Genomic DNA, 21,356 nt, shown 5'->3' with positions numbered 1-21,356 from the left:
CGAGCCGCCCCGCTTCTGCCCGCGGTGCCGCCGCCGCATGAAGGTGCAGGTGGTGCCGACCGGCTGGTCAGCCTCCTGCGTTGAGCACGGCACCGTCGCCGGATAGGGAATCGGCCGGCACGGCCAGTGTGACGTCGACCATGCCCGAGTCGGCGCCGGAGCAGATTCCGCCGAGCGTGCGCAGCATCGCCACGTCGTCGGACCGCACGTGCGCGACCACGGCGGTCAGGTCGTGGCGGCCGGCCCACTTTCGCAGTCGGCCGAGCAGGAACGTGCCCAGCCCGCGCCGCCGCCAGCCCGCGTCGACGAGCAGCGAGAGTTCACCCACGTCGCCCTCGACCACCAGCGACGCCGTCGCCACGATGCGCTCGTCGGCGTTCTCGGCCACCAGGCACACCCCGCCGGCCGGGGCGAGAAGGCGCCGCAGTCGCGCGTCGGGGAGGCCGTGCAGATCGCGTACGGCATCGAGGTCGCCGGCGGACGCCGGCCGCACCGTCAGTTCCTTGCCGGAGGGCAGCAGGAGGGTGACCTGTTCGTCGTGCCGGCGCTGGATGGTGCCGGCCAGCGCGACCAGGGCCCGGGCCCGCGCGAACTCGGACGGCGTGAACGCCGGCCGCGGCCGCAGCACCTCGTACGAGCCGCCGAGCGGGTCGGCCAGCCGCATGTGGGTGTCGTCGAAGCCGGGTCGTCCGGGCGGCGGTTCGGGCCGCCAGCGCACCTCGGCCGCGTCGAGCAGCGAGATCAGCGCCTCGCCCAGCCCGTCGGGGTCGTGGGCCACCCGCCCGGCCAGTGCGAGCGCCCGGCTCGGCTGGTCGGCCAGCCCCTGCGCTTCGGCCCGGGTGACGAACGCGTCACGCCCGCGGCCCCGGGCGACCGCGGCGCGCAGGTCGGCCTCGGTCAGCGCGTCGGGCGCGTCGATGAGGAAGTCGTCGACCGCGCCGCCCTCGGTGGTGTGCACCTGGACCGCGAGGATGTTGACCGACCGCAGGGCGAGGCTCGCGGTCAGAACGGAGAGATATCCGGGCCGGTCGTCGACCGTTGCGCGGATCCGCCAGAGCGCCATGCCGCTAGTTTCTCTCGCCGCTGTTAACCCGACATTGCTTGAGCTGCTATTACGCCGTTAGCACGGTCACAGTCGCGTCGAGCCGGTCGCCGAGGATGGTGGCCGCCGCCCGCACCAGCTGGGCGACCCGGTCGACCTCGGTGACGTGGAAGGCGGCCGGGGTCAGGTCGGCGTCGTCCGAGCGGGCCACGATCAGCACCAGCCCGGCCCGGCCGAACGGGGCGACCGCATAGCGCGTGCCGTCGACGCCGGCGAGCGGGCGGGCGCGCAGCGGGGTGACCTCGGGCAGGCGGAGCGGGCTCGGGGCGCGCCAGCTCGCATAGGCCGCCGAGGGCTCGCCCGGCACCGAGCCCGGCGTGCCGCTGCGGGCGGCCCAGTCGGCCGGCACCACCGCGGCGGCCGCCCACTCGGCCGCGAGCAGCGCGGGCACCGCGTCGACCAGGGTGGCCAGCCCGTCGGCCGGGTTGGCCGCGACCTGGGCCAGCAGCTCGGCGTCGTGGCCGCCGTTGACCGGCGCGCCGATCGCCTTCCACACCCCGTCGACCTGCACGCCGGGGATGGCGGCCAGGCCGGCCAGGAGCCGCTCGACCCGGCCCGCGCCCGGCCAGACGACGGTGAAGTCGTCGACCGCGCGCCCGCCGAGGCGCTCCAGCACGACCACCTGCACGATGTCGGCCCCGGCGACGCCGAGCGTGCGTGCCACCTGGCCGAGAGCGCCGGGACGGTCGGGCAGGGTGACTCGAACCCGTAGCAACATGAACTCCTCCGCCTCTGTTGACCAACAGCCTGCCAACTCGGCGTTTCGCACCTGTTGCGGCGCCGTGTCCCGGTCGTCAAGCCCGCATATATTAGGGCGTGTGATCTGCCTCGCTTGCCGGGACCGGCGCCATGAGGACTGCCGGGGCGGGTCGTGGTGCGACTGCCAGCACCGGCGGGCCGAGCCCACCCCGCCGGTGACCGGCCCGGCCGAGCCGTGACCGTCTTCCGCGAGTGGCCGTCGTCCGACGACGGCCTGGTCGACCTCTATCCGCGCGAGTCCGTCCCGGTGCTGCGGGCCAACTTCATCGCCAGCGCCGACGGCGCCGCCTCGGTCGGCGGGCTCTCCGGCGGCCTGCACGGCCCCGGCGACAAAGAGATTTTCGACACGCTGCGGATGCTCTGCGACGCGCTGATAGTCGGCGCGGGCACGGTGAAGGCCGAGAAGTACGACGCCCTCCGGCTCACCGCGGCCGCCCGCGCCTGGCGCCGCGACCACGGCCTGAGCGAGTTCCCGCTGATGGTGGTCGTCTCCCGGGCCCTGACGCTCGACCTCGACCAGCTGATCTTCACCGACGCCCCGATCCCCCCGATCGTGGTCACCACGAAGTCGGCGCCGTCGTCTCTTCCCCCGCGCCGGGCCGATCTTCTCCAGAGGCGGGCCGAGGTCCTCGCGGTCGGCGACGACGAGGTCGACCTGGCCGCGATGGTCGCCGCACTGCATGAGCGCGGGGCCACCCAGCTGCTCTCCGAGGGCGGCCCCCGCCTGTTCAACTCGATGATCGCGGCCGACCTGATCACCGAGCTCTGCCTTACGGTCTCGCCGCTGCTGGTCGGCGGCGGCCCGGGCCGCATCGCGGCCGGCCCGCCGGCCATTGCCCGGTCGATGTCACTGCGGCACGCACTCTCGCTGCGGGACATGCTCTTCCTGAGGTACGCCCGAACGACCGGCTGAGTCACGGCGACTGGGCGGAGTGGTCGAGAGGTGTGCCGTCGGCCCGCGCCGTGCCGTAACCGAAGGCGCCGCCGACGACCGCGGAGCGGGTTGGTGGCGATCCCGGAGAGCCCGGGCCGCGCGTGCGGCCGTCGTTGACCGATCGGCCGGGATCGGTTTGACGATGGGCGCGCCTCCACCGATCGAGCAAGATCTTGTGGATAAATCTGTGGATGGCCACCAGAAGTTGTGGACAACTAGTGCCAACCCCGGCCGCCTGTGGGTTCTGTCGTACCCCTGGTGCAACATGATCGGCGTGTCTGACGAAACTTCCCCCGTCGGGCGGGTGCTCGGAACAGCTGATGCGACACCGCTCAGCTTCTGGACGGCCGTGACCCCGGGCAGCTACCTCCAGCTCGACGACGTCGTGGTCACCCGGCGCGACCTGCCGGACCGCGAGCCGGTGACGATCGCCGGGGTGGTGACCCAGGTGCGGGCGCGACACGAGGGGGCGCAGTTCGACTCCGACGTCTTCGCGATCGCCGAGGGCACGCTGCCGGCGCTGGTCCAGGAGGCGGCCGAGATCACCACCACCCGGGTCGACCCGGAGCTCTACGTTCCGCCCGCCCCGGGCGCGGTGGTGCACCGAGCGACCGGCGAGGCCCGCGACGCCGCGCTGCACTTCGACCGCATGGAGCGGCGCGTCCCGATGGGCACCGGGCGTGACGGGGTGCCGGTCTTTCTCAACGCCGACTTCCTCGACGGCACCCGCGGCGCCCACGTGTCGATCTCCGGCATCTCGGGCGTGGCGACCAAGACGAGTTTCGCGACGTTCCTGCTCTATTCGGTGTTCCGGTCGGGCGCGCTGGGGGCCGACGGCACCAACGCCCGCGCGCTGATCTTCAACGTCAAGGGTGAGGACCTGCTGTTCCTCGACCACCCCAACACGAAGCTCGACGAGCCCACGAAGGCGGCCTACAAACTTCTCGAGCTCCCGGCCACGCCGTTCTCCGACGTGCGGGTCTACGCCCCGCCCCGGGCCGGTGACTCGTCCGGCGCGCCCGACGTGAGCAGCCGCCTGACCGGCGTCGACGCGTTCTACTGGACGCTCGAGGAGTTCTGCGGCGACAAGCTGCTGCCCTACGTGTTCGCCGACTCCGACGACGAGCGCCAGCAGTACACGATGGTCGTCCACTCGGTGACCGCCCACCTCAACCGCTATGCGGTCCCGGCCGAGGGCGGCGTGAGCATCGACGGCCGGCGCATCGGGTCGTACGGCGACCTGGTCGACCACATCGTCGAGCAGCTCACCGACGACGAGACGCGGTCCACCTGGGCCGGCAGCGCGATCAACATGGGCACGGTCAACGCGTTCGCCCGGCGGCTGATCGGCAGCAAGCGTGACCTGTCCCGGCTGATCCGGGGCGACCTCGCCCAGCGCCGGCCGCACCAGATCAAGACCGCCGAGTCGGCCCAGGTCACGGTCGTCGACCTGCACAATCTGCCCGATCGCGCGCAGCGCTTCGTGGTCGGCGTGACGCTGAAGACCGAGTTCGAGGAGAAGGAGAAGGCCGGCACCGGCCGGCCGCTGCTGTTCGTCGTGCTCGACGAGCTCAACAAGTACGCGCCGCGCGAGGGCACCTCGCCGATCAAGGAGGTGCTGCTCGACATCGCCGAGCGGGGCCGGTCCCTCGGCGTGATCCTGATCGGTGCCCAGCAGACCGCCTCCGAGGTCGAGCGGCGCATCGTGACCAACTCGGCGATCCGGGTCGTCGGCCGGCTCGACCCGGCCGAGGCGGCCCGGCCGGAATACGGGTTCCTGCCTCCCGCGATGCGCCAGCGCGCGCTGCTGGCCCGGCCCGGCACGATGTTCGTCAACCAGCCCGACATCCCGGTGCCGCTCTGCGTCGAGTTCCCGTTCCCGGCCTGGGCGACCCGCAAGTCGGAGTCCGGTCCGCCGCCCGCCGAGTCGATGCGCTCGATCGTCCAGGGCGTCGACCCGTTCGCCGTGGTGGGCGGCCGCAGTGGTTCCGACGACGACATCCCGTTCTAAGGTTCGCCGATGCGCATCTTGCACACCTCCGACTGGCACGTGGGAAAGGTCCTCAAGGGCCGCCCGCGCGAGAAGGAGCACACCGCGGTCCTGGCCGAGATCATCGAGATAGCGACCCGGGAACAGCCCGACCTGGTGATCGTGGCCGGCGACCTCTACGACACCGCGGCGCCCTCGTCGGCCTCGACCAAGCTGGTGACCAGGGCGCTGTCGGCGCTGCGGCGCACGGGTGCGCGGGTCGTCGCGATCGGCGGCAACCACGACAACGGCCCGGCGCTCGACGCGCTGCGCCCGTGGGCCGACGCGGCCGGCGTCGAGCTGCGTGGCTCGGTCGGCGACAACCCGGCCGACCTGGTCGTCTCGGGCACCACCGCGGGCGGCGAGAAGTGGCAGCTGGTGACGCTGCCGTTCCTCTCCCAGCGCTACGCGATCCGGGCCGCCGAGATGTACGAGCTGACCGCGGCCGAGGCCAACCAGACGTACGCCGACCACATCGCCCGGCTGATCGAGCGGCTGAGCGAGAAGTTCGCCGACCCCGGTGTCGTCAACCTGCTGACCGCCCACCTGACGATCGTCGGGGCGAGCAGCGGCGGCGGCGAGCGTGAGGCCCACACCGTGATGGGCTACGCGGTGCCGGCCACGGTCTTCCCGCGCAACGCGCACTACGTCGCGCTCGGCCACCTGCACCGGACCCAGCAGGTGATCGCGCCCTGCCCGACGCGCTACAGCGGCAGCCCGCTCGCGATCGACTTCGGCGAGGAAGAGAACGTCTGCTCGGTGGCCATCGTGGACGTGAGCGTCGACAAGGCGGCCCGCGTCCGTGACGTGCCGGTCACCGCCGCGCTCAGCCTGCGGACGGTCCGGGGCACCCTCGAACAACTGGCCACGGTGAACCTTCCCGACGCCTGGCTCCGTGTCCTGGTGCGCGAGACGCCGCGGGTCGGCCTGCGCGAGGACGTGCAGGAGCTGCTGCCCAACGCGCTCGAGGTCCGCATCGACCCCGACATGATCCCCAGCCCGGCCGGCGAGCGGATGGCCCAGCGGGCCGGCCGGTCCCCGCGTGAGCTCTTCGGCGACTACCTGGACACCCGCGGCGATGCCCAGGACGGCGTCCGCGAGCTCTTCGACGAGCTGTACGACGAGGTGAGCAGCACTTCATGAGGCCAATCAGGTTGGACATGGCCGGGTTCACGGTGTTCCGCGAGCCGACCACCGTCGACTTCACCGACGCCGACTACTTCGCCCTGGTCGGCCCGACCGGCTCGGGCAAGTCGACGGTGCTCGACGCCATCTGCTTCGCCCTCTACGGCACCGTCCCGCGCTGGGGCGGCACCCGGGGCATCGGCAACGCGCTCGCCCCGAGCGCCAACGAGGCCCGGGTGCGGCTGGTCTTCGAGTCGGCCGGCGACCGCTACGTCGCGACCCGGGTGGTGCGCCGCGACGGCCGGGGCAACGTCAAGACCGCCGGGGCCGGCCTGCAGCTGATGCCGCCCGGCTTCGACGTGACCAAACTCGACACCGGCATGGACCTCGACGACCTCGGCGACGTGCTGGCCGGCACCCCGGCCGAGATGGACGAGGCGGTCCAACACGCGGTCGGCCTGCCCTACGAGCAGTTCACCAGCTGCGTGGTGCTGCCGCAGGGCCAGTTCGCCGACTTCCTGCACGCCAAGCCGGCCACCCGCCAGCAGATTCTGATCAATCTGCTCGGACTGCGCGTCTACGAGGACATCCAGACCCGGGCGACCGGCCGGGCGACCAGCGCCGAAGACAAGCTGACCATGGTCGACCAGGGCCTGGCCGGGCTCTCCGACGCCACCGACGAGGCGGTCGAGGCGGCCGAGGCGCACGTCGCGCGCATGCGTGAGCTGGCGTCGGCGGTCGAGGCGGCGATCCCCGGTCTGCGGGCGGCCCGGGCCACCGAGTCCGGCGCGACGGCCGCCCGCGACCTCATCGACGCCGAGTTGAAACAGCTGGCTTCCGTGCGTACGCCCGCGGGCAGCGCCGAGATCGCGGGTGCCACCGCGGCCGCGAGGGTGAGTGCCGCCGAGGCCGCGGATGCGGTTCGCGGCGCCGAGGAGACCGAGGAGAAGGTTCGCGGCGAGCTGGCCGCGGCCGGCGACGCCGGATCGCTGAGCCTGCTGCTCGACCGGCACGTCGAGCTGGACCGGCTGATCAAGCAGGCCGAGTGGTTCGCGGGCGAGGTGCAGGTCGCGGAGGTCGAGCACGCCGACGCGATAGCCGCGGCGGAGCTGGCGCACAGCACCCACCTGGGCGCCCGCCAGCTGCTCGAGCAGGCCCGTCTCGACTACACCGAAGCCCAGCAGCGCGACAAGGCGGCCGCCGTGCGCGCCCACCTGGTGGCGGGCGAGCCGTGTCCGGTCTGCGAGCAGATGGTGGAGCACGTGCCGGTGCTGCCCGAGGGTTCCGCGGTCAAGGCCGCCGAGGCGGCGGGCAAGGCCGCGCGGGCCACCGCCGAGCAGGCCGAACAGGCCTGGAAGCAACGCGACGCGGTGGCGCGCAAGCTGGAGACCAACCTGGACCGCAAGCGCGGCCAGCAGGAACACCACCTGTCGCGGCTGGCCGAGGTGCGGGCCGCGCTGGCCGACTCGCCGGGTGCCGAGGCGCTGCGGAGCCGGCTGGCCGAGCTGACTCGGCTGCAGAAGCTGCTCGACCAGGCCGGCGGCACGGTGCGCACGGCCCGCGAGGCGCAGCGCAAGGCCCAGGCCGCGGTGGTCCGGGCCGAGGAGCGCCAGCGCTCCGCGTGGCGACAGTTCGATGCCGTACGCGACGGGGTCGCCCGTTTCGGGCCGCCCCCGGCCGACCGGGATGATCTGGCCGCCGCCTGGCAGGCGCTGGTCGACTGGGCCGGGTCGCAGGTCGCCGAGCGGTCGGCTGAGCGCGAGCGGGCCAACGCCGCCCTCGACGACGCCCACCGGGCCACGGTCGGCGCCTTCGCGGCGGTCGAGGCGCTGTTCACGGCGGCCGGCGTGGCCTCGCCGGCGGCCGACGAGTCCGAGCTGATCCGGGGTGCCGCGGTCGCCGCCGAACGCTCCGAGGCGGCCCTCGGCCGGCTCGCCGACCGGCGCGAGCGGGCTCGCGAACTGACCGAGCAGCGGATGACGCTGCAGCGTGAGAGCCGGGTCGCCCGCGCGCTGGCCGGGCACCTGCGGGCCAACAACTTCGAGCGCTGGCTGCTCGAGGAGGCGCTCGACATGCTGGTGGCCGGTGCCTCGCGGATCCTGCGCGAGCTGACCGGCGGGCAGTACGACCTGATCCACGACAAGGGCGAGTTCTCGGTGATCGACCATCACGACGCGGGACTGCGCCGGGCCGTCCGCACGCTCTCCGGCGGCGAGACGTTCCAGGCCTCGCTCGCGCTCGCGCTGGCCCTCTCCGAGCAGCTGGCCGGCATGTCGACCACCGCGGCCAGCCTCGAGTCGATCGTGCTCGACGAGGGTTTCGGCACGCTCGACGCGGCCACCCTCGACGTGGTCGCGGCGACACTGGAAAACCTGGCCGCCCGCGGCGATCGGATGGTCGGGGTGGTCACCCACGTCAACGCGCTGGCCGAGCGGGTGCCGGTGCGGTTCGAGGTCTACAAGGACGCGCGTACGGCGCACGTGGAGAGGGTCGGTCTGTGACGCGGATGTTCGTCGACGCCTGGGACCCGTCGTACGGGTCGTCGTTCGAGGGGGAGTCGGACGGTCCTGCCTCCAGCAGCAGCGCCCAGGGTGACACCGACACCGACGTCGAGGTTCCGGCCGCCGAGTGGGGGCCGATCGACGTCTCGCCCTCGGTGTCCCGGCCCGACGTCGTGTTCCTGGTCGACGGGGTGCGGCGTAACGACGCCGGGCTGTGGACGGCCGAGGAGGATGGCACCTCTTACGCGGGCCTCGCCGCCTCTTACGCCGCCGGGGTCGTGCGGTGCGACCTTGCCCGTGGCGTGGCCGAGTTGGTCGCCGCGCGGGTCGGCCGGGGCTTGTTCACGGCCAGTCCGTCCGCCTCCGACGTGCAAGCCGGTTCGGTCCGCTACGAGGTGCACCGCGTCTCGGGCACCGGCGAGGCGAGCAAGTTGCCGGCTGCCGTGCAGCCGTCGCTCACCGAACTCGAGATCGACATCTCGGCGGACGCCCGCGACTCCGGCTCCGACAGCGCCGATCTGCTGGTCGTCGACGGCCCGCTGCGCAATCGACGGCACCTGCTGCGCACGATCGGCTATGTCAAGACCCAGCAGAAGCAGTACCTGCCGGCCGGGCTGACCCCGGTCGTCACCTCGCTCAAGCCGGGCCAGCGCACGCCGGTCTTCCACATCGGCACGGTCTGGGGCGGCTTCTCGTGGTACCTGCGGCTGCCGGGCGCGTCGGGGGCGCCGTGGTCGGGGATCGTGCGGGTTGAGTGCTCGCCCGACCTGACCCCGGCCGAGGCCGTCGAACTGGCTGACATCTCCAGCGCGACGCTGCCGCGGTTCGCCTCGTCGGCATACAAGGACCCCCGCGCGCCGCAAAATCTCGTGCCGATCGCCGGCCTCGAACGGCGGCTGAGGGGGATGCTCGGTGACGCGCGGGTGCTTCACCGGGCGCTCACGCTGTCCACCGCACGCTCGCGGTGAGTGCTTTGCGCGGATCCGGGACCGTCTGCTGGAAGCGGCATTCTCAGTTATCCCGACAGTCCGGACACTTGTTGTGCGAAGGGTCCAGATAGCGCCCTGACCTCCCCCGAACGGCCGATACGGGGTCCTGGGAGCGCTTCCACGGCGATCGGCGGGGAACGCTGCGAGAGCGCGCGCCTACTTTGCGCCTACGCCGGACGTCCGGTGCGTCGTCCCTGCTGAAAGTGCTGTTTCGTGGGACCGGTGAGGCTGAGTATTATTCGGCTGCCCCCATAACCATATCGGTGCAGACCGATCCATATAGATCGTATGGGTTGTCTGTGCCCGTGCCTCGTGGCTCACGCCCGAGACCCGGAGGACCGTTGCGAACCCCCGCCCTGGAAATTTTCCCCACCGCGTTGATCCCGGCAGGCACCCCCGGCCGTATGACAGGCGACGGAGAAAACTCCGGGCGGAGGTATCGATGCATGCGGTGGCCGAGGCAGGGCCAGCTCAGAGTGGGCTCGCGCTGGGCGGGGTGCGCCTGATGACTCAGTCGCGTTCCGGTGGACGGTGGCAGTCACTCGACGGAGGCCGTAGTGCGAACGATGAAGCGGTGATTCCGCGACAGGCCCCCCGGCACGAGGCCGTGCCGGGCAGCAAGAGTCACGAGGACACCCTCGTCCGGATGCTGTACGAGGAGCACGCCGGTCCCCTGCTGATGTTCGTGCTGCGCCTGACCGGTGGAGACCGGCAGCGCGCGGAGGACATCGTCCAGGAGACCCTGCTGCGGGCCTGGCGTAACGCACACCGGCTCGGCGCGCAGGGCCAGCAGTCCCTGCGCCCGTGGCTGGTCACGGTCGCCCGGCGGATCGCGATCGACGATCACCGCAGCGCCAGCGCCCGCCCCGCGGAGACGTACGATCGGGAACTGGAGAGTTTTCCCAGCCAGGCCGACGACACCGACCGGGTTCTGCAGTCGATGACCGTGTCGGACGCGCTGCGGGAGCTGAGCCAGTCCCATCGCGAGATCCTGATCGAGACCTACTTCCGCGGCCGGACGGTTCCGGAGGCGGCGGAGGTGCTCAACCTGCCGTTGGGCACCGCCAAATCGCGCGTGTACTACGCTCTGCGGGCCCTGCGGACGGCCTTGCAGCAGCGGGGGGTGACAGAATGATGCCGCAGGAAGAGCAACACTTCGACGTCGCGTCATATGCGTTAGGCATTCTTGACGACCGCGACGCCGCCCGCTTCGAGGACCACCTCATCGAGTGCCAGCGCTGCGCCTATGAGCTGGAGTCCTTCGTCCAGGTCGCCGACCTGCTGGCCGACGTCGACGCCGACGCGGTCATCGCGGCCGAGGAGTCGCACCGCGAGGGTGCCCTCCTGCAGAACCTGATGGGCGACGTCAAGCTGGAGCGCCGCAAGGCCAACCAGCGCCGTCTCTATTCTCTGGCCGCCGCCGTGGTGGTCTTCGCCGTGCTGTCGATCGGCGCGCTGTTCGCGGGCGGCAAGCTGTTCGCGCCCGACCAGAAGCCGGCCGCCAACACGACCGCGCAGCGGGGCAGCAGCCAGCTCGACCCGCTGCCCAACTCCGACGGTGGCCCGGGCATCGGCGGCCCCGACCTGTCCGGCCAGCGCTACGAGCAGACCGACCCGCGCACCGGCGTGGCGGCCGACGTCGCGCTGGAGAAGAAGGACTGGGGCACCCAGATCTCCTTCGCCATCTCCAACATCAAGGGCCCGAAGACCTGCAAGCTGGTCCTGGTCCACACCGACGGCACGACCGAGTCGCTCGCCTCGTGGAACGTCGGCGAGAAGGGCTGGGGCACCGCCGCCCAGCCGGAGCCGCTGCTGCTCCAGGCGGTCACCGCGACCCCGCGGGAAAACATCGCGCACGTCCAGGTGCAGGAGGTCGCGGCCAACGGTTCCGGCCAGACTCTGGTGAGCGCCCCGTAAAGGCCGAGCCTAGCGCAAATCAAAGCACAGAGTAAGGGTCCGGCCACTCAGGCCGGACCTTTCTTTGTGTCCGGCCAGTTCAAGGAAACTTAAGAAAACTGATTGAGCCGATTCTTCAACCGCGCCGCCTTCCTTCTCGTACTACAGCCCGGAAACGCCAGAGCGTTAAGTCAGGTGGAGGGCCCCGTGGTTCCGGAGAAGCGAAAGTTGATGGTCGTGAGTGCGGCCGTCGCGGCCGCGTTCGCATTGCCCGGCTGCGCCCCGGCCGGTTACAACCAGGCCGCCGACTACGGCAACGCGGCCGAGCCCGCGGCCCAGCCCAACGCCTCCGCGGGGGCGACGGCCGGACCCGAGTCGACCGCGTCACCATCGTCCACTTCGGCCGCCGCGGCGAACGACGGTTCCCAGGTTCCCAAGCTCAGCGACGCCCAGGTCACCCACAAGCTGACCGCCACCAAGGTGTCCAAGATGGGCGAGGTCATCGAGAACGAGCAGGGCCACGTGCTCTACCGCTTCGACGACGACTCCAACAGCCCGGCCAAGGCGACCTGCGACGGCGACTGCGCCAAGGTGTGGAAGCCGGCGCTGACCGTCGACGGGAAGCCGACCCTCAAGGGCGTCGACTCCAAGGTCGTCGGCACGGTGACCCGTTCCGACGGGACCAAGCAACTGACTGTGAAGGGCTGGCCGCTCTACGCATATATCGGTGACAAGAAAGCCGGTACGTGGAAGGGCCAGAACGTCAACGGCACGTGGTTCGTCATCAAGCCCGACGGTGCCAAGAACCTGACCTGTGTTCCCGCCGTGTCCAAGCCGGTCGCCCCGCCAAAGGGCGATTCCTCCGCCAGCGGTGACTCGGGTAGCGATTACAGCTACTGACTTAAGCGCATTTTAAGAATTAGCTCAATCGGAGGTTGGAAAGAATGACTGCGGTCCGGTCCCACCGCACTCTGCGACGCTGGGTGGTCGGTGTTGCCGCGATGTCCCTGGCAATGCTGCTTGCCCCGGCCGGGGCGGCACACGCCGCCGACGGGCCGGGGATCGTCCCGACCAACAGCGCCGGGGTCCCGATCCCGCCGGACGACCAGAGCCAGAAGGGCACCGGCGAGGTGAGCCCCGCCGACAAGGACTTCGTCATCAAGGTGCGGCTCGCCGGCCTGTGGGAGATCGCGGCCAGCAACATGGCCCAGACCAAGTCCGACGATCCGCGCATCGTCAACATCGGCAAGCAGATCGGCAAGCAGCACGTGGCGCTCGACCGGGAGGACATCCTCGTCGCCAAGCAGCTCGGCATCGATCTGCCCAGCCAGCCGAACAGCGACCAGCAGTACTGGCTGAGCGAGATGCGCAACGCCAACGCGTCGACCTTCGACCAGATCTACATCGACCGGTTGCGGGCCGCCCACGGCAAGATCTTCCCGGCCATCGCGACCATCCGCGCCAGCACGCGCAACGACAGCGTTCGCAAGCTCGCGCAGGAGGCGAACCAGTTCGTCATGACGCACATGACGCTGCTGGAAGACAGCGACATCGTCAACTACGGCGCACTTCCGACCGCTCCCGCCCCGGCCGCGGCCGGTAAGGGCCCGGTTCCGGTGGACGGGCAGATGGTCGCGGCGGCTCAGAGCAGCAGCAGTGGCCTGCCGGGCGCCAGCCAGACCGTCGTCTTCCTCGTTCTCGCCGCCGCACTCGTGGCCGGCGTCTTCACAACGATGCGCATCGTCCGATCGCGGTAACCCCCACCGCCCATACCCCATCGATGCGACAAAGAAAGGTGTCACCCATGCGAAGGTCCAAGTACCGGCGCGCATCCCAGAGCAGGATGCCGAGTTGGTTGACCGGCCGGCGACGGATCCTAGCCGCGGTCGCCACCCTGGCGGTGTTCGGCGGAATCGTCGCGGTTACCCAGGTCGGTAACGCCAGCACCACAAAGACGCAGAAAAAGGCCCTGTCGGCGTGCGACAACATCGCGACACCGCCGAAGACGAAGCTCTCGACGAAGACCAAGCCGGGCACGTACACCACCAACGGTGGTCCCAACGGCGGCAAGATCACGCAGCACGCGGATGACGGCGCCGGCGACGTGCCGAGCGTCGACACGCTGCGCCAGCGCTGCCGCGACTGGGTCATGAACAACGTCGGCGGCAAGAACAACGGTGGTGGCAAGAACAACAGCGGTGGCGGCGCCGCCAGCACCGCGCCCGCGGCCGACCCGAGCGCGAGCACCGGTGGCGCGGCCGACCCGAGCGCGAGCACCGGCGCGGGCGACCCGAGCGCCGACCCGAGCGCCAGCGCGAGTGCCGGCGACGGTAACAACGGTGGCGGCAACGGCAACGGTGGCACCGCCACCGACCAGCCGACCGCGGCTCCCACCGACAGCGGCGCGGCCACCAGCCCGCCGCCCGGTGCCGGCCTCGGCATCCTGACCAACAGCTGCGACACCAGCACGCTGCCGCCGCACGCCGGCTTCCAGGACGGCGACCGCTGCGTCTCCACCGAGTTCGGTGAGGTCGGCACCGCGGCCAACAACCCGTCGCTGCTGATCACCGAGGCGCCGCGTTCGGTCAAGGTGAACACCCCGTTCACGCTGAAGGTCAGCACCCGCAACCTGATCCGGGACCGCTTCCTCGCGGCCGGCGCGGGCGGCTACTACGTCGAGAGCTCGGTCCTGAACAACGGCATCGAGCGCGGCCACTTCCACACCGCGTGCCGCATGCTGCCGAACACCAACGAGGCTCCCGACCCGTCGCCGGTCCCCGCGTTCTTCGTGGCGACCGAGGACAGCAAGGGTGGTGCCACGCCCGACGTGGTCACCATCCAGGTGCCGGGCCTGCCGACCGCGGGCACCGCGCAGTGCGCCTCGTGGGCCGGTGACGGCTCGCACCGCATCCCGATGATGCAGCGGGCGAACCAGATGCCGTCGTTCGACTCGATGCGGATCACGGTGCGCAACTAGCACCGACCGGACGTGGAGCATCGCCGCTCGACCGGGAGCCGAACCCGCGCGGGGCGGGGCCGCCGACACGGCCTCGTCCCGCAAGGGACCCCCCGTCGGATCCCGGGTGCCGTCCTTCCCCCTGACGGACGGCGGTAGCGGCCCGCTCCGGGCGACTTCGGACCACTCGGGTGTCCGGTCGCCCTTGCAACCGATGGCCCTGACCGGGAGCGCGGTCAGGGCCATCGGCCTGCCCGCCGACGGAAATCCGCTTGCCGCGGGCCCCGGACGAGGCCATCGTGCATCTCGCGCTGACCGCGTGATCCGATGGCCGACGAAGGGCACTCGATGACCTCTCCGGAGCAGCTCGGCAGCTGGGGAAACGGAACCCAGGTGGCGGACGCGGTCCTGTCCGACGGCGTGGTCCACAAGACCGCCGGGCCCTGGACGCCGGCGGTGTTCGCTCTGCTCCGGCATCTCGAGCAGGCCGGGTTCACCGGAGCTCCGCGGGTGGTCGGCGACGGCTACGAGTTCGTACCCGGTGAGTCTCCCCACCCGCACGCCTGGTCAGACGAAGCGGCCGGCGGAGTGGGAACGCTGTTGCGGGGACTCCACGACGCCACGGCCACCTTCACGCCGCCCTCCGGCGCGGTCTGGCAGCCGAACTGGTTGCGTGACCTCGGCGGCGACGACATCGTGTTCGGCCACTGCGACCCCGGCCCCTGGAACATCGTCGGCCGGGCGGGGCGGGCGGAGGCGTTCATCGACTGGGAGTTCGCCGGACCGGTGGACCGGCTGTGGGAACTCGCCGAGACCGTCTGGCTGAACGCTCAGCTCGTCGACGACGACATAGCGGAAACGCAGGCGCTCCCCGACGCGGCCACGCGCGCCCGGCAGGCCCGGGCCATCGTCGACGGGTACGGCCTGCCGCACGCCGCCCGGGCCGAACTCGTCGACCGCCTCGGCGACGTCGCGATCCACGGCGCCCGCCACGAGGCGATCGCCGAGGGCGTCACGATCGACAGCACGGCCGCCGTCGCCGCCAACGGCTATCCGATCCTCTGGGCCATCACCTGGCGGGCCCGCAGCGCCTCATGGATCGCCCGCCACCGCACGATGCTCCGTCGCGCCGTGTGTGACTGACCGGCCGACGTGCGAGGTGGGCAACGCGGCGGGCGGGTGGCAGAGTGTCCCGGGTGACTTCCGAGGTGATCCGCCGGCTCGAGGCGCCCGAGCACTATCACTTCGGGGCCAGCGTCCGGCCGATCCTCCTCCCGAAGTACGACCCCGGCGGCCGCCTCGACGGCGACACCTTCTGGCACGCCGCGCGCACGCCCGACGGCCCGGCCACGCTGCGGCTCGTCCGGGACGCCGGCGGGCTGACGGCCACGGCCTGGGGCGCGGGCCGGGACTGGCTCGTCGAGCACGCCGACGCGATCGCCGGCCTCCGCGACGATCTGGACGGGTTCGCCGAGCTGGCCGCGGCGCACCCGCTGGTCGCGCGGCTCGCGCGCACGTTCCAGGGCGTACGCCTCCCCGCCACTCACCGCCTCTTCCCGCGGCTGCTGCGCGCGATTCTCGAGCAGAAGGTCACCGGGAAGGAGGCGCACCGCGCGTACCGGATGATCGGCCGGAAATTCGGTGAGCCGGCGCCGGGCCCGGCCGACGGGCTGATGTTGCCGCCCGATCCGGCGGCGATCGCGGCGACGCCCTACTGGGTCTTCCACCCGTTCGGGGTGGAGCAGCGCCGCACCCAGGCCCTGCTGCGGGTCGCCCTGATCGCCGACCGGCTGGAGCAGTGCGCGGACGCCGAGGAGGCGACCCGGCGCATGGTCGCGGTGCCCGGCATCGGCCCGTGGACGGCGGCCGAGGTGGTGCGGGTGGCGTTCGGTGATCCGGACGCGGTCAGCGTGGGCGACCTGCACATTCCCAACACGGTCGCCTGGGCGCTCGCCGGCGAGGCCCGCGGCACCGACGAGCGCATGCTGGAGCTGCTGGAACCGTTCCGTGGGCACCGGGGCCGGGTCTGCGACCTGCTGGCGGCGGGCGGTCTCGGCGCCCCGAGGTTCGGGCCGCGCATGCCGATCCGATCCTTCGCCCGCTTCTGAGAAAGCCGGCTTCTAGACGCGGGTCGCGGTGCGCACCAGCAGGGCCAACGCCCGCGAGCGGCTGTGCGGCGGCCACGCGATGACCGTCGTCACCGGGGGCGCGTCGGGCACCGGCACCGTGACGAGACCCTCGTGCAGATGGCCGCGGACCGACTCGGGCAGGACGGCGACCGCGCGGTCCAGGGCGATCAGCTGCAGCAACTGGGTGTTGTCGCGAACGGCCGGGCCGGGGCCGTCCGGATAGTGGCCCTGCCGGTCGGGCCAGCGGGGGAGCGGCAGGCCGGCCAGGTCGGCCATGTGCAGCCGCGGGGAAGAGGCCAGCGGATGACCGGCCGGCAGCAGGGCGACCTGCCCTTCCGTACGCAGCTCCTCGGCGTCGAACCCGGTCGTCGAGTCGAACGGCCGGTGCAGCAGCCCCACGTCGGCCCGCCCGTCGCGAAGCAGGCGCTCCTGTTCTCCCGGGCCGCAGAGCAGCACGTCGACCGGGACCGCGCCGGGCTCCGCCGAGTAGGCGTCGAGCAGCTTCGCCAGTAGCTCGCCGGAGGCTCCGGCCTTGGTGACCAGCACCAGTCCGGGCCGGCCGTCGGCCGCCCGCCGGGTGCGGCGCTCCGCGGCGGCCAGCGCGTCGAGAGCGACCCGCCCCTCCCGCAGCAGCACCGAACCGGCCTCGGTCAGGGACACCGCCCGGCTGGTGCGCGTGAAAAGCGTGACGCCGAGCTGCCGCTCCAGCCGGCCGATCGCCCGGGACAGCGGCGGCTGCGCTATCCCGAGGCGCTGCGCGGCCCGGCCGAAGTGCAGTTCCTCGGCGACGGCCACGAAGTAGCGCAGCTCGCGGGTCTCCATCCCCCCACGTTACCGATACCCGCGGGGTATCGGTGGTGACCGAATCGGTGTTGGAGGGCCGCTCGCGGCGCGGACAGGATCGACCCATGAGCGAATCGACGATCGCGCTGGTCACCGGCGCGAACAAGGGGATCGGATATGAGATCGCGACCGGCCTGGGCGCCCTCGGCTGGGTGGTCGGGGTCGGGGCGCGGGACGCCGAACGCCGCGAGGCCGCCGTCGCCAAGCTGCGGGCGGCCGGGGCGGACGCGTTCGGGGTGCCGCTCGACGTGACCGGCGACGCGAGCGTGACCGCGGCGGCCGCGCTGATCGAGGAGCGGTTCGGCCGGCTCGACGTACTGGTCAACAACGCGGCCATCACCGGCGGCGTGCCGCAGGAACCGACCCGGGTCGACCCGGCGACCGTGCTGCGGGTGGTCGACACCAACGTCGTCGGCGTCATCCGGGTCACCAACGCCATGCTGCCGCTGCTGCGGCGCTCGGCCCGGCCCCGGATCGTGAACATGTCGAGCAGCGTCGGCTCGCTGACCCGGCAGTCCGCGGTGGACGGTTCGACCGGCCCGATCTCGGCCGCGTACTCCCCGTCGAAGACGTTCCTCAACGCGGTCACCGTGCAATACGCGAAGGAACTCCCGGACATTCAGATCAACCTGGGGTGCCCGGGCTTCACCGCGACCGACCTCAACAACTTCCGAGGCGTACGCACCCCGTCGCAGGGCGCGGCGATCGCGATCAGGCTGGCCACGGATATCGAAGGCACCGGCGGCTTCTACGAGGACGCCGGCCGCATCCCCTGGTGACGCTGGCGCACCGCCTCGTAGAGGACGACCGTCGCCGCGGTGGCCACGTTCAGCGAGCTGGCCGCCCCGGTGATCGGGATCCGCACGGTCACGTCGGCCGCCTCGCGCCAGCCCGCGCTCAGGCCACTGGTCTCGTTGCCGATCAGCAGCACCCGCGGGCCGGCCAGGTCGTAGTCGGCGACATCGACCGAGCCGTGCTCGTCGGTCGCCACCAGCTCGACCGGCAGGCCACCCGAGCGCCACGACTCGACCTGGTCGAGCACGTCGGCGGAGGAGTCGACACGGATCACCGGGAGGGCGAAGAGGGAACCGGTGCTCGCGCGTACGGCCTTGGGGTCGAAAGGGTCGGCGGCATGCCCGGCCACGACGACGGCCGAGGCGCCGAAGGCGTCGGCCGAACGCACCACCGTGCCGATGTTGCCCGGCGTGCTCGGCCGATCGAAGACGACGACGAGCAGGTGGGGGTCGGGCGGCAGATCGGCCAGCGCGGTGGACGGCAGACCGACGACCCCGATCAGCTCGGCCTCCTCCTTGCCCGCCAGCTCGTCGAGCAGCGAAGGGTCCATCGCCACCGGCTGCGCGTCGACCGACGACAGCATCGAGCGCGCCCACGCGGATAACGACCGGCGATCGGGGTAAATAAGGGCGCGGATGTCCCATCCGTGCTCGACCGCGAGTGTGAGAGGCCGCACACCCTGCACCAGGAACTCGCCCGCCCGTGAGCGCTTCGCCCGATTGGTCAGCAGGGCCTGCCACTGCTGGAAACTCGCGTTCCGCGTCGTCACTCGCATCGCTCTCGGCACCGCAGGGACCTTACCGAACCGATTGCGCACGGGTCACAATTGCTGTGCCGGGAGGTGTTGCCCATGCAAACTGGCGGCGTGGCTTTCACCCTGACGATCGACTGCGGCGGCGGCGGCATCAAGGGCTCGGTCCTCGACGAGGCCGGCACGATGCGGGCGCAGCCGTTGCGCGTGCCCACGCCCTATCCGCTGCCCCCCGACCTGTTCGTGAAGACGCTGGTCGAGCTGGGCGGCCGCCTGCCGACCGCCGACCGGGTCACCGTCGGCATGCCCGGCATGCTCCGGCACGGCGTCGTGGTGGCCACCCCGCACTACATCACCCGCAGCGGCCCCCGCACCCGCGTCGACCAGGAACTGGTCACGCAGTGGCACGGCTTCGACGCGCGCACCGCGCTGGCCGAGGCGTTCGGCCTGCCCACCCTGGTGCTCAACGACGCCGAGGTGCACGGCGCCGGCGTGGTCGCCGGCGCCGGCTGCGAACTGATGCTGACCCTCGGCACCGGCCTCGGCTGCGCGCTCTTCGACGGCGGCGTGCTCGCCCCGCACCTCGAGATGTCGCAGGCCCCGGTCCGCTGGGGCATGTCCTACGACACCTACATCGGCGAACACGAACGCCGCCGCCTCGGCGACGCCCTCTGGTCGCGCCGGGTCCGCAACGTGGTCGAGGGCTTCCGACCGGTCTTCCTCTGGGACCGCCTCTACCTGGGCGGCGGCAACTCCCGCCTGATCACCCCGGCCCAGTTGTCCCGCATGGGCGACGACGTGGTGGTGGTGCCCAACACGGCCGGCATCGTCGGCGGCGTGCGCGCCTGGCAGCTGGGCACGAGCCGCTGACATGAGGCCCGGCGCACTACTGCTCGACTTCGGAGGTGTCCTGGCCGACGCACCACCCCAGCGGGCCGCCCCACCCGAACTCGTGCTGCGCCTCTTCAACCTGCTCAAGGGCCGGCTGACCCCGGGCCAGATCCAGCGGTCGCTCACCGAGGGCTCGGCCGCGTGGGCCCGCTGGCGCGACGAGGACTGGCCCGACGAGCTGACCCAGGCCGAGGTCTGGGAACGCTTCGTGATCGCCGACTGGCCCGCCTTCGACCAGGTGGCGGTGCGCGGCGCGATCAAAAACCTCAGCTACGAGTGGGCCTGGCGCAACAACTGGGCGCTCCGGCCGGGCATCGCCGAAGCCCTTGACCTCGCCACATCACACGCCGTGCCGCTCGCCGTCGTCAGCAACACCCTCTCCGGCGCCGCCCACCGCGACTTCCTCACCAAGGCCGGCATCGGCCACCTCTTCCAGGTGCAGATCTACAGCGACGAGGCGGGCGTCCGCAAACCCAACCCCCAGATGATCTGGTCCGCCACCGACGACATGGCCGTCTCCCCCCGCACCTGCTGGTTCGTCGGCGACAGCCGCCGCCGCGACATCCTCTGCGCCCGCCGCGCCGACGTCGCCCGCGCCATCCTGATGCCGTCGCCCCGCACGGCCACCGAGGACGCGGCCCGCTGGCCCCAACCGGACGACATCGTCGCCGACGGCTTCGGCTTGGCTGAGTTGCTCGGTCACGCTTTTTAGATGTACGCGCCGTCCATCCGAACCCGGCTCGTCGGTCCGGGCCGGCTGCAACACCGGGCCGTAGGCCCGCGCCGGCCCGGCGTTCGGCCGGTTGTGCGACCGCGACCGTAGACTTCGGCCGGTGATCGTGCGGCGGGGCAGCGCGGCCGACGCGGAGGCGCTCGCGGCACTGCGAGAAATAGGACCCGACCAGCTCCCGGCCTATGCCGACTGGCTGTCAGCCCACGCGGAAACCCACTTGCCTTTCGTAGCCGAGACCGACAGCACCGTGGTCGGCTGCGCGTGGTTGCACGTCGCGGAGCGGGTGCCCGCCCGTGGCAAGCTCGACCGGCGATACGGAGACATCCAGTCGGTCCAGGTCCGCGAGGAACACCGCAACCGGGGCATCGGCACCGCCCTGATCGCCGCGATCCTGGCTGAGGCGCGGGCCCGCGGCCTCACACACGTGACCGTCCACTCCGGCCGCCGCGCGGTCGACTTCTACCTGCGCAACGGCTTCACCCACCACCGCCAGCTACTGCTCTGGAAACCGTAGAGCCGAATTCGGATGGCCGGCCGACCCTTGACAACGCCGGAATCCTGAGTGACCGCCGGCCATCGAGGCCGCTATTCGACCTGGTCCCGCACCGGACATCGCAGCTTGCGCGCCTTGCGGCTGGAGTGGCTGGGTGACATGGCGGTTGGGCTTTCCTCCCGGACCGGCGACCGGCGACCGGCGGTCGTCGCGTCTGGGCGGCCCGCCGGCGATGTTCGCCGCGACACTGTCCGTTCCCGGACGACCGGACGCGGAAGTCGCCACGGCCGCCGCGGTGGCCGCCGCACCGGTCCTCGACGCGCCCGAACCCGGCGCCCGAACCCGGCGCCCGAACCCGGCGCCCGAACCCGGCGCCCGAACCCGGCGCCCGAACCCGGCGCCCGAACCCGGCGCCCGAACCCGGCGCCCG

At 71.8% G+C, this 21,356-nt stretch carries 20 protein-coding genes and 1 pseudogene; 17 read left to right on the top strand and 4 right to left on the bottom strand.

The features are described from left to right. Positions 1–67 precede the first annotated feature (67 nt). Entirely contained in the window at positions 68–1,063 is a 996-nt protein-coding gene (locus AB0M88_RS40710) for a GNAT family N-acetyltransferase (protein ID WP_364111315.1), read from the bottom strand. A gap of 49 nt (positions 1,064–1,112) precedes the next feature. Beyond that, the gene (locus AB0M88_RS40705) at positions 1,113–1,820 is read right to left on the bottom strand and encodes an amino acid-binding protein (protein ID WP_364111313.1); all 708 of its coding nucleotides are present in this window, start codon (positions 1,818–1,820) and stop codon (positions 1,113–1,115) included. 216 nt (positions 1,821–2,036) lie between these two features. Here AB0M88_RS40705 and AB0M88_RS40700 point away from each other — a divergent pair, with 216 nt between their 5' ends. The 12 genes from AB0M88_RS40700 to AB0M88_RS40645 all read left to right on the top strand — a co-directional run bounded on the left by AB0M88_RS40700 (position 2,037) and on the right by AB0M88_RS40645 (position 16,399). Beyond that, on the top strand, positions 2,037–2,774 hold the full coding sequence (locus AB0M88_RS40700; protein WP_364111311.1) for a pyrimidine reductase family protein: 738 nt from the start codon (positions 2,037–2,039) through the stop codon (positions 2,772–2,774). 286 nt (positions 2,775–3,060) lie between these two features. Further along, positions 3,061–4,806 (top strand): ATP-binding protein, encoded by a 1,746-nt coding sequence (locus tag AB0M88_RS40695; protein ID WP_364111309.1) that lies wholly within the window; start codon positions 3,061–3,063, stop codon positions 4,804–4,806. A 9-nt stretch (positions 4,807–4,815) separates the two neighbouring features. Continuing rightward, positions 4,816–5,967 (top strand): exonuclease SbcCD subunit D, encoded by a 1,152-nt coding sequence (locus AB0M88_RS40690; protein ID WP_364111307.1) that lies wholly within the window; start codon positions 4,816–4,818, stop codon positions 5,965–5,967. After that, entirely contained in the window at positions 5,964–8,450 is a 2,487-nt protein-coding gene (locus tag AB0M88_RS40685; protein ID WP_364111305.1) for an SMC family ATPase, read from the top strand. The genes AB0M88_RS40690 and AB0M88_RS40685 overlap by 4 nt, the downstream gene beginning before the upstream one ends. Continuing rightward, entirely contained in the window at positions 8,447–9,418 is a 972-nt protein-coding gene (locus AB0M88_RS40680; protein WP_364111303.1) for a hypothetical protein, read from the top strand. The genes AB0M88_RS40685 and AB0M88_RS40680 overlap by 4 nt, the downstream gene beginning before the upstream one ends. A 526-nt stretch (positions 9,419–9,944) precedes the next feature. Next, positions 9,945–10,574, top strand: a complete 630-nt coding sequence (locus AB0M88_RS40675) for a sigma-70 family RNA polymerase sigma factor (protein ID WP_364111301.1) — start codon at positions 9,945–9,947, stop codon at positions 10,572–10,574. Then, entirely contained in the window at positions 10,571–11,356 is a 786-nt protein-coding gene (locus tag AB0M88_RS40670; RefSeq protein ID WP_364111299.1) for a zf-HC2 domain-containing protein, read from the top strand. The genes AB0M88_RS40675 and AB0M88_RS40670 overlap by 4 nt, the downstream gene beginning before the upstream one ends. Positions 11,357–11,566: 210 nt before the next feature. Beyond that, positions 11,567–12,235 carry a hypothetical protein gene (locus AB0M88_RS40665; protein ID WP_364111322.1) on the top strand — a complete coding sequence of 223 codons (669 nt, stop codon included), beginning with the start codon at positions 11,567–11,569 and terminating at the stop codon, positions 12,233–12,235. Positions 12,236–12,279: 44 nt separating this feature from the next. Then, positions 12,280–13,092, top strand: a complete 813-nt coding sequence (locus tag AB0M88_RS40660) for a DUF4142 domain-containing protein (protein ID WP_364111297.1) — start codon at positions 12,280–12,282, stop codon at positions 13,090–13,092. Between the two features lie 47 nt (positions 13,093–13,139). Continuing rightward, positions 13,140–14,312 carry a Pecanex-like protein 1 gene (locus AB0M88_RS40655; protein ID WP_364111295.1) on the top strand — a complete coding sequence of 391 codons (1,173 nt, stop codon included), beginning with the start codon at positions 13,140–13,142 and terminating at the stop codon, positions 14,310–14,312. A gap of 327 nt (positions 14,313–14,639) precedes the next feature. Continuing rightward, complete coding sequence (locus AB0M88_RS40650; protein WP_364111293.1) at positions 14,640–15,434, top strand: phosphotransferase; 795 nt, start codon at positions 14,640–14,642, stop codon at positions 15,432–15,434. Positions 15,435–15,487: 53 nt separating this feature from the next. Then, positions 15,488–16,399, top strand: a complete 912-nt coding sequence (locus AB0M88_RS40645; RefSeq protein WP_364111291.1) for a DNA-3-methyladenine glycosylase 2 family protein — start codon at positions 15,488–15,490, stop codon at positions 16,397–16,399. A gap of 12 nt (positions 16,400–16,411) precedes the next feature. Here AB0M88_RS40645 and AB0M88_RS40640 read toward each other — a convergent pair whose 3' ends face one another. Then, a complete protein-coding gene (locus tag AB0M88_RS40640) occupies positions 16,412–17,242 on the bottom strand; it encodes a LysR family transcriptional regulator (protein ID WP_364111289.1) in 831 nt (276 codons plus the stop codon). A gap of 86 nt (positions 17,243–17,328) precedes the next feature. Here AB0M88_RS40640 and AB0M88_RS40635 point away from each other — a divergent pair, with 86 nt between their 5' ends. After that, positions 17,329–18,042: an SDR family NAD(P)-dependent oxidoreductase gene (locus AB0M88_RS40635; protein WP_364111287.1), complete on the top strand. Its 714-nt coding sequence runs from the start codon at positions 17,329–17,331 to the stop codon at positions 18,040–18,042. Here the strand turns inward: AB0M88_RS40635 and AB0M88_RS40630 are convergent. Continuing rightward, positions 18,012–18,845 (bottom strand): TrmH family RNA methyltransferase, encoded by an 834-nt coding sequence (locus tag AB0M88_RS40630; protein WP_364111285.1) that lies wholly within the window; start codon positions 18,843–18,845, stop codon positions 18,012–18,014. The two genes, AB0M88_RS40635 and AB0M88_RS40630, sit on opposite strands and share 31 nt — an antisense overlap. 78 nt (positions 18,846–18,923) lie before the next feature. Between AB0M88_RS40630 and AB0M88_RS40625 the strand changes: the two genes are divergently transcribed. The 4 genes and pseudogenes from AB0M88_RS40625 to AB0M88_RS40610 form a co-directional block, all read left to right on the top strand. Next, positions 18,924–19,679: an ROK family protein gene (locus AB0M88_RS40625; protein ID WP_364111283.1), complete on the top strand. Its 756-nt coding sequence runs from the start codon at positions 18,924–18,926 to the stop codon at positions 19,677–19,679. Position 19,680: 1 nt separating this feature from the next. Then, entirely contained in the window at positions 19,681–20,412 is a 732-nt protein-coding gene (locus AB0M88_RS40620) for an HAD family hydrolase (RefSeq protein ID WP_364111281.1), read from the top strand. A gap of 121 nt (positions 20,413–20,533) precedes the next feature. Further along, positions 20,534–20,947 carry a GNAT family N-acetyltransferase gene (locus AB0M88_RS40615; protein ID WP_364111279.1) on the top strand — a complete coding sequence of 138 codons (414 nt, stop codon included), beginning with the start codon at positions 20,534–20,536 and terminating at the stop codon, positions 20,945–20,947. A gap of 133 nt (positions 20,948–21,080) precedes the next feature. Beyond that, positions 21,081–21,356: pseudogene (locus tag AB0M88_RS40610) on the top strand (hypothetical protein); the annotation flags it as partial.

Source organism: Actinoplanes sp. NPDC051411 (assembly GCF_040682075.1).
Lineage (GTDB): Bacteria > Actinomycetota > Actinomycetes > Mycobacteriales > Micromonosporaceae > Actinoplanes.
The sequence above is the reverse complement of the archived record's forward strand: the minus strand, read 5'-3'. Positions and strand labels throughout refer to the sequence as shown.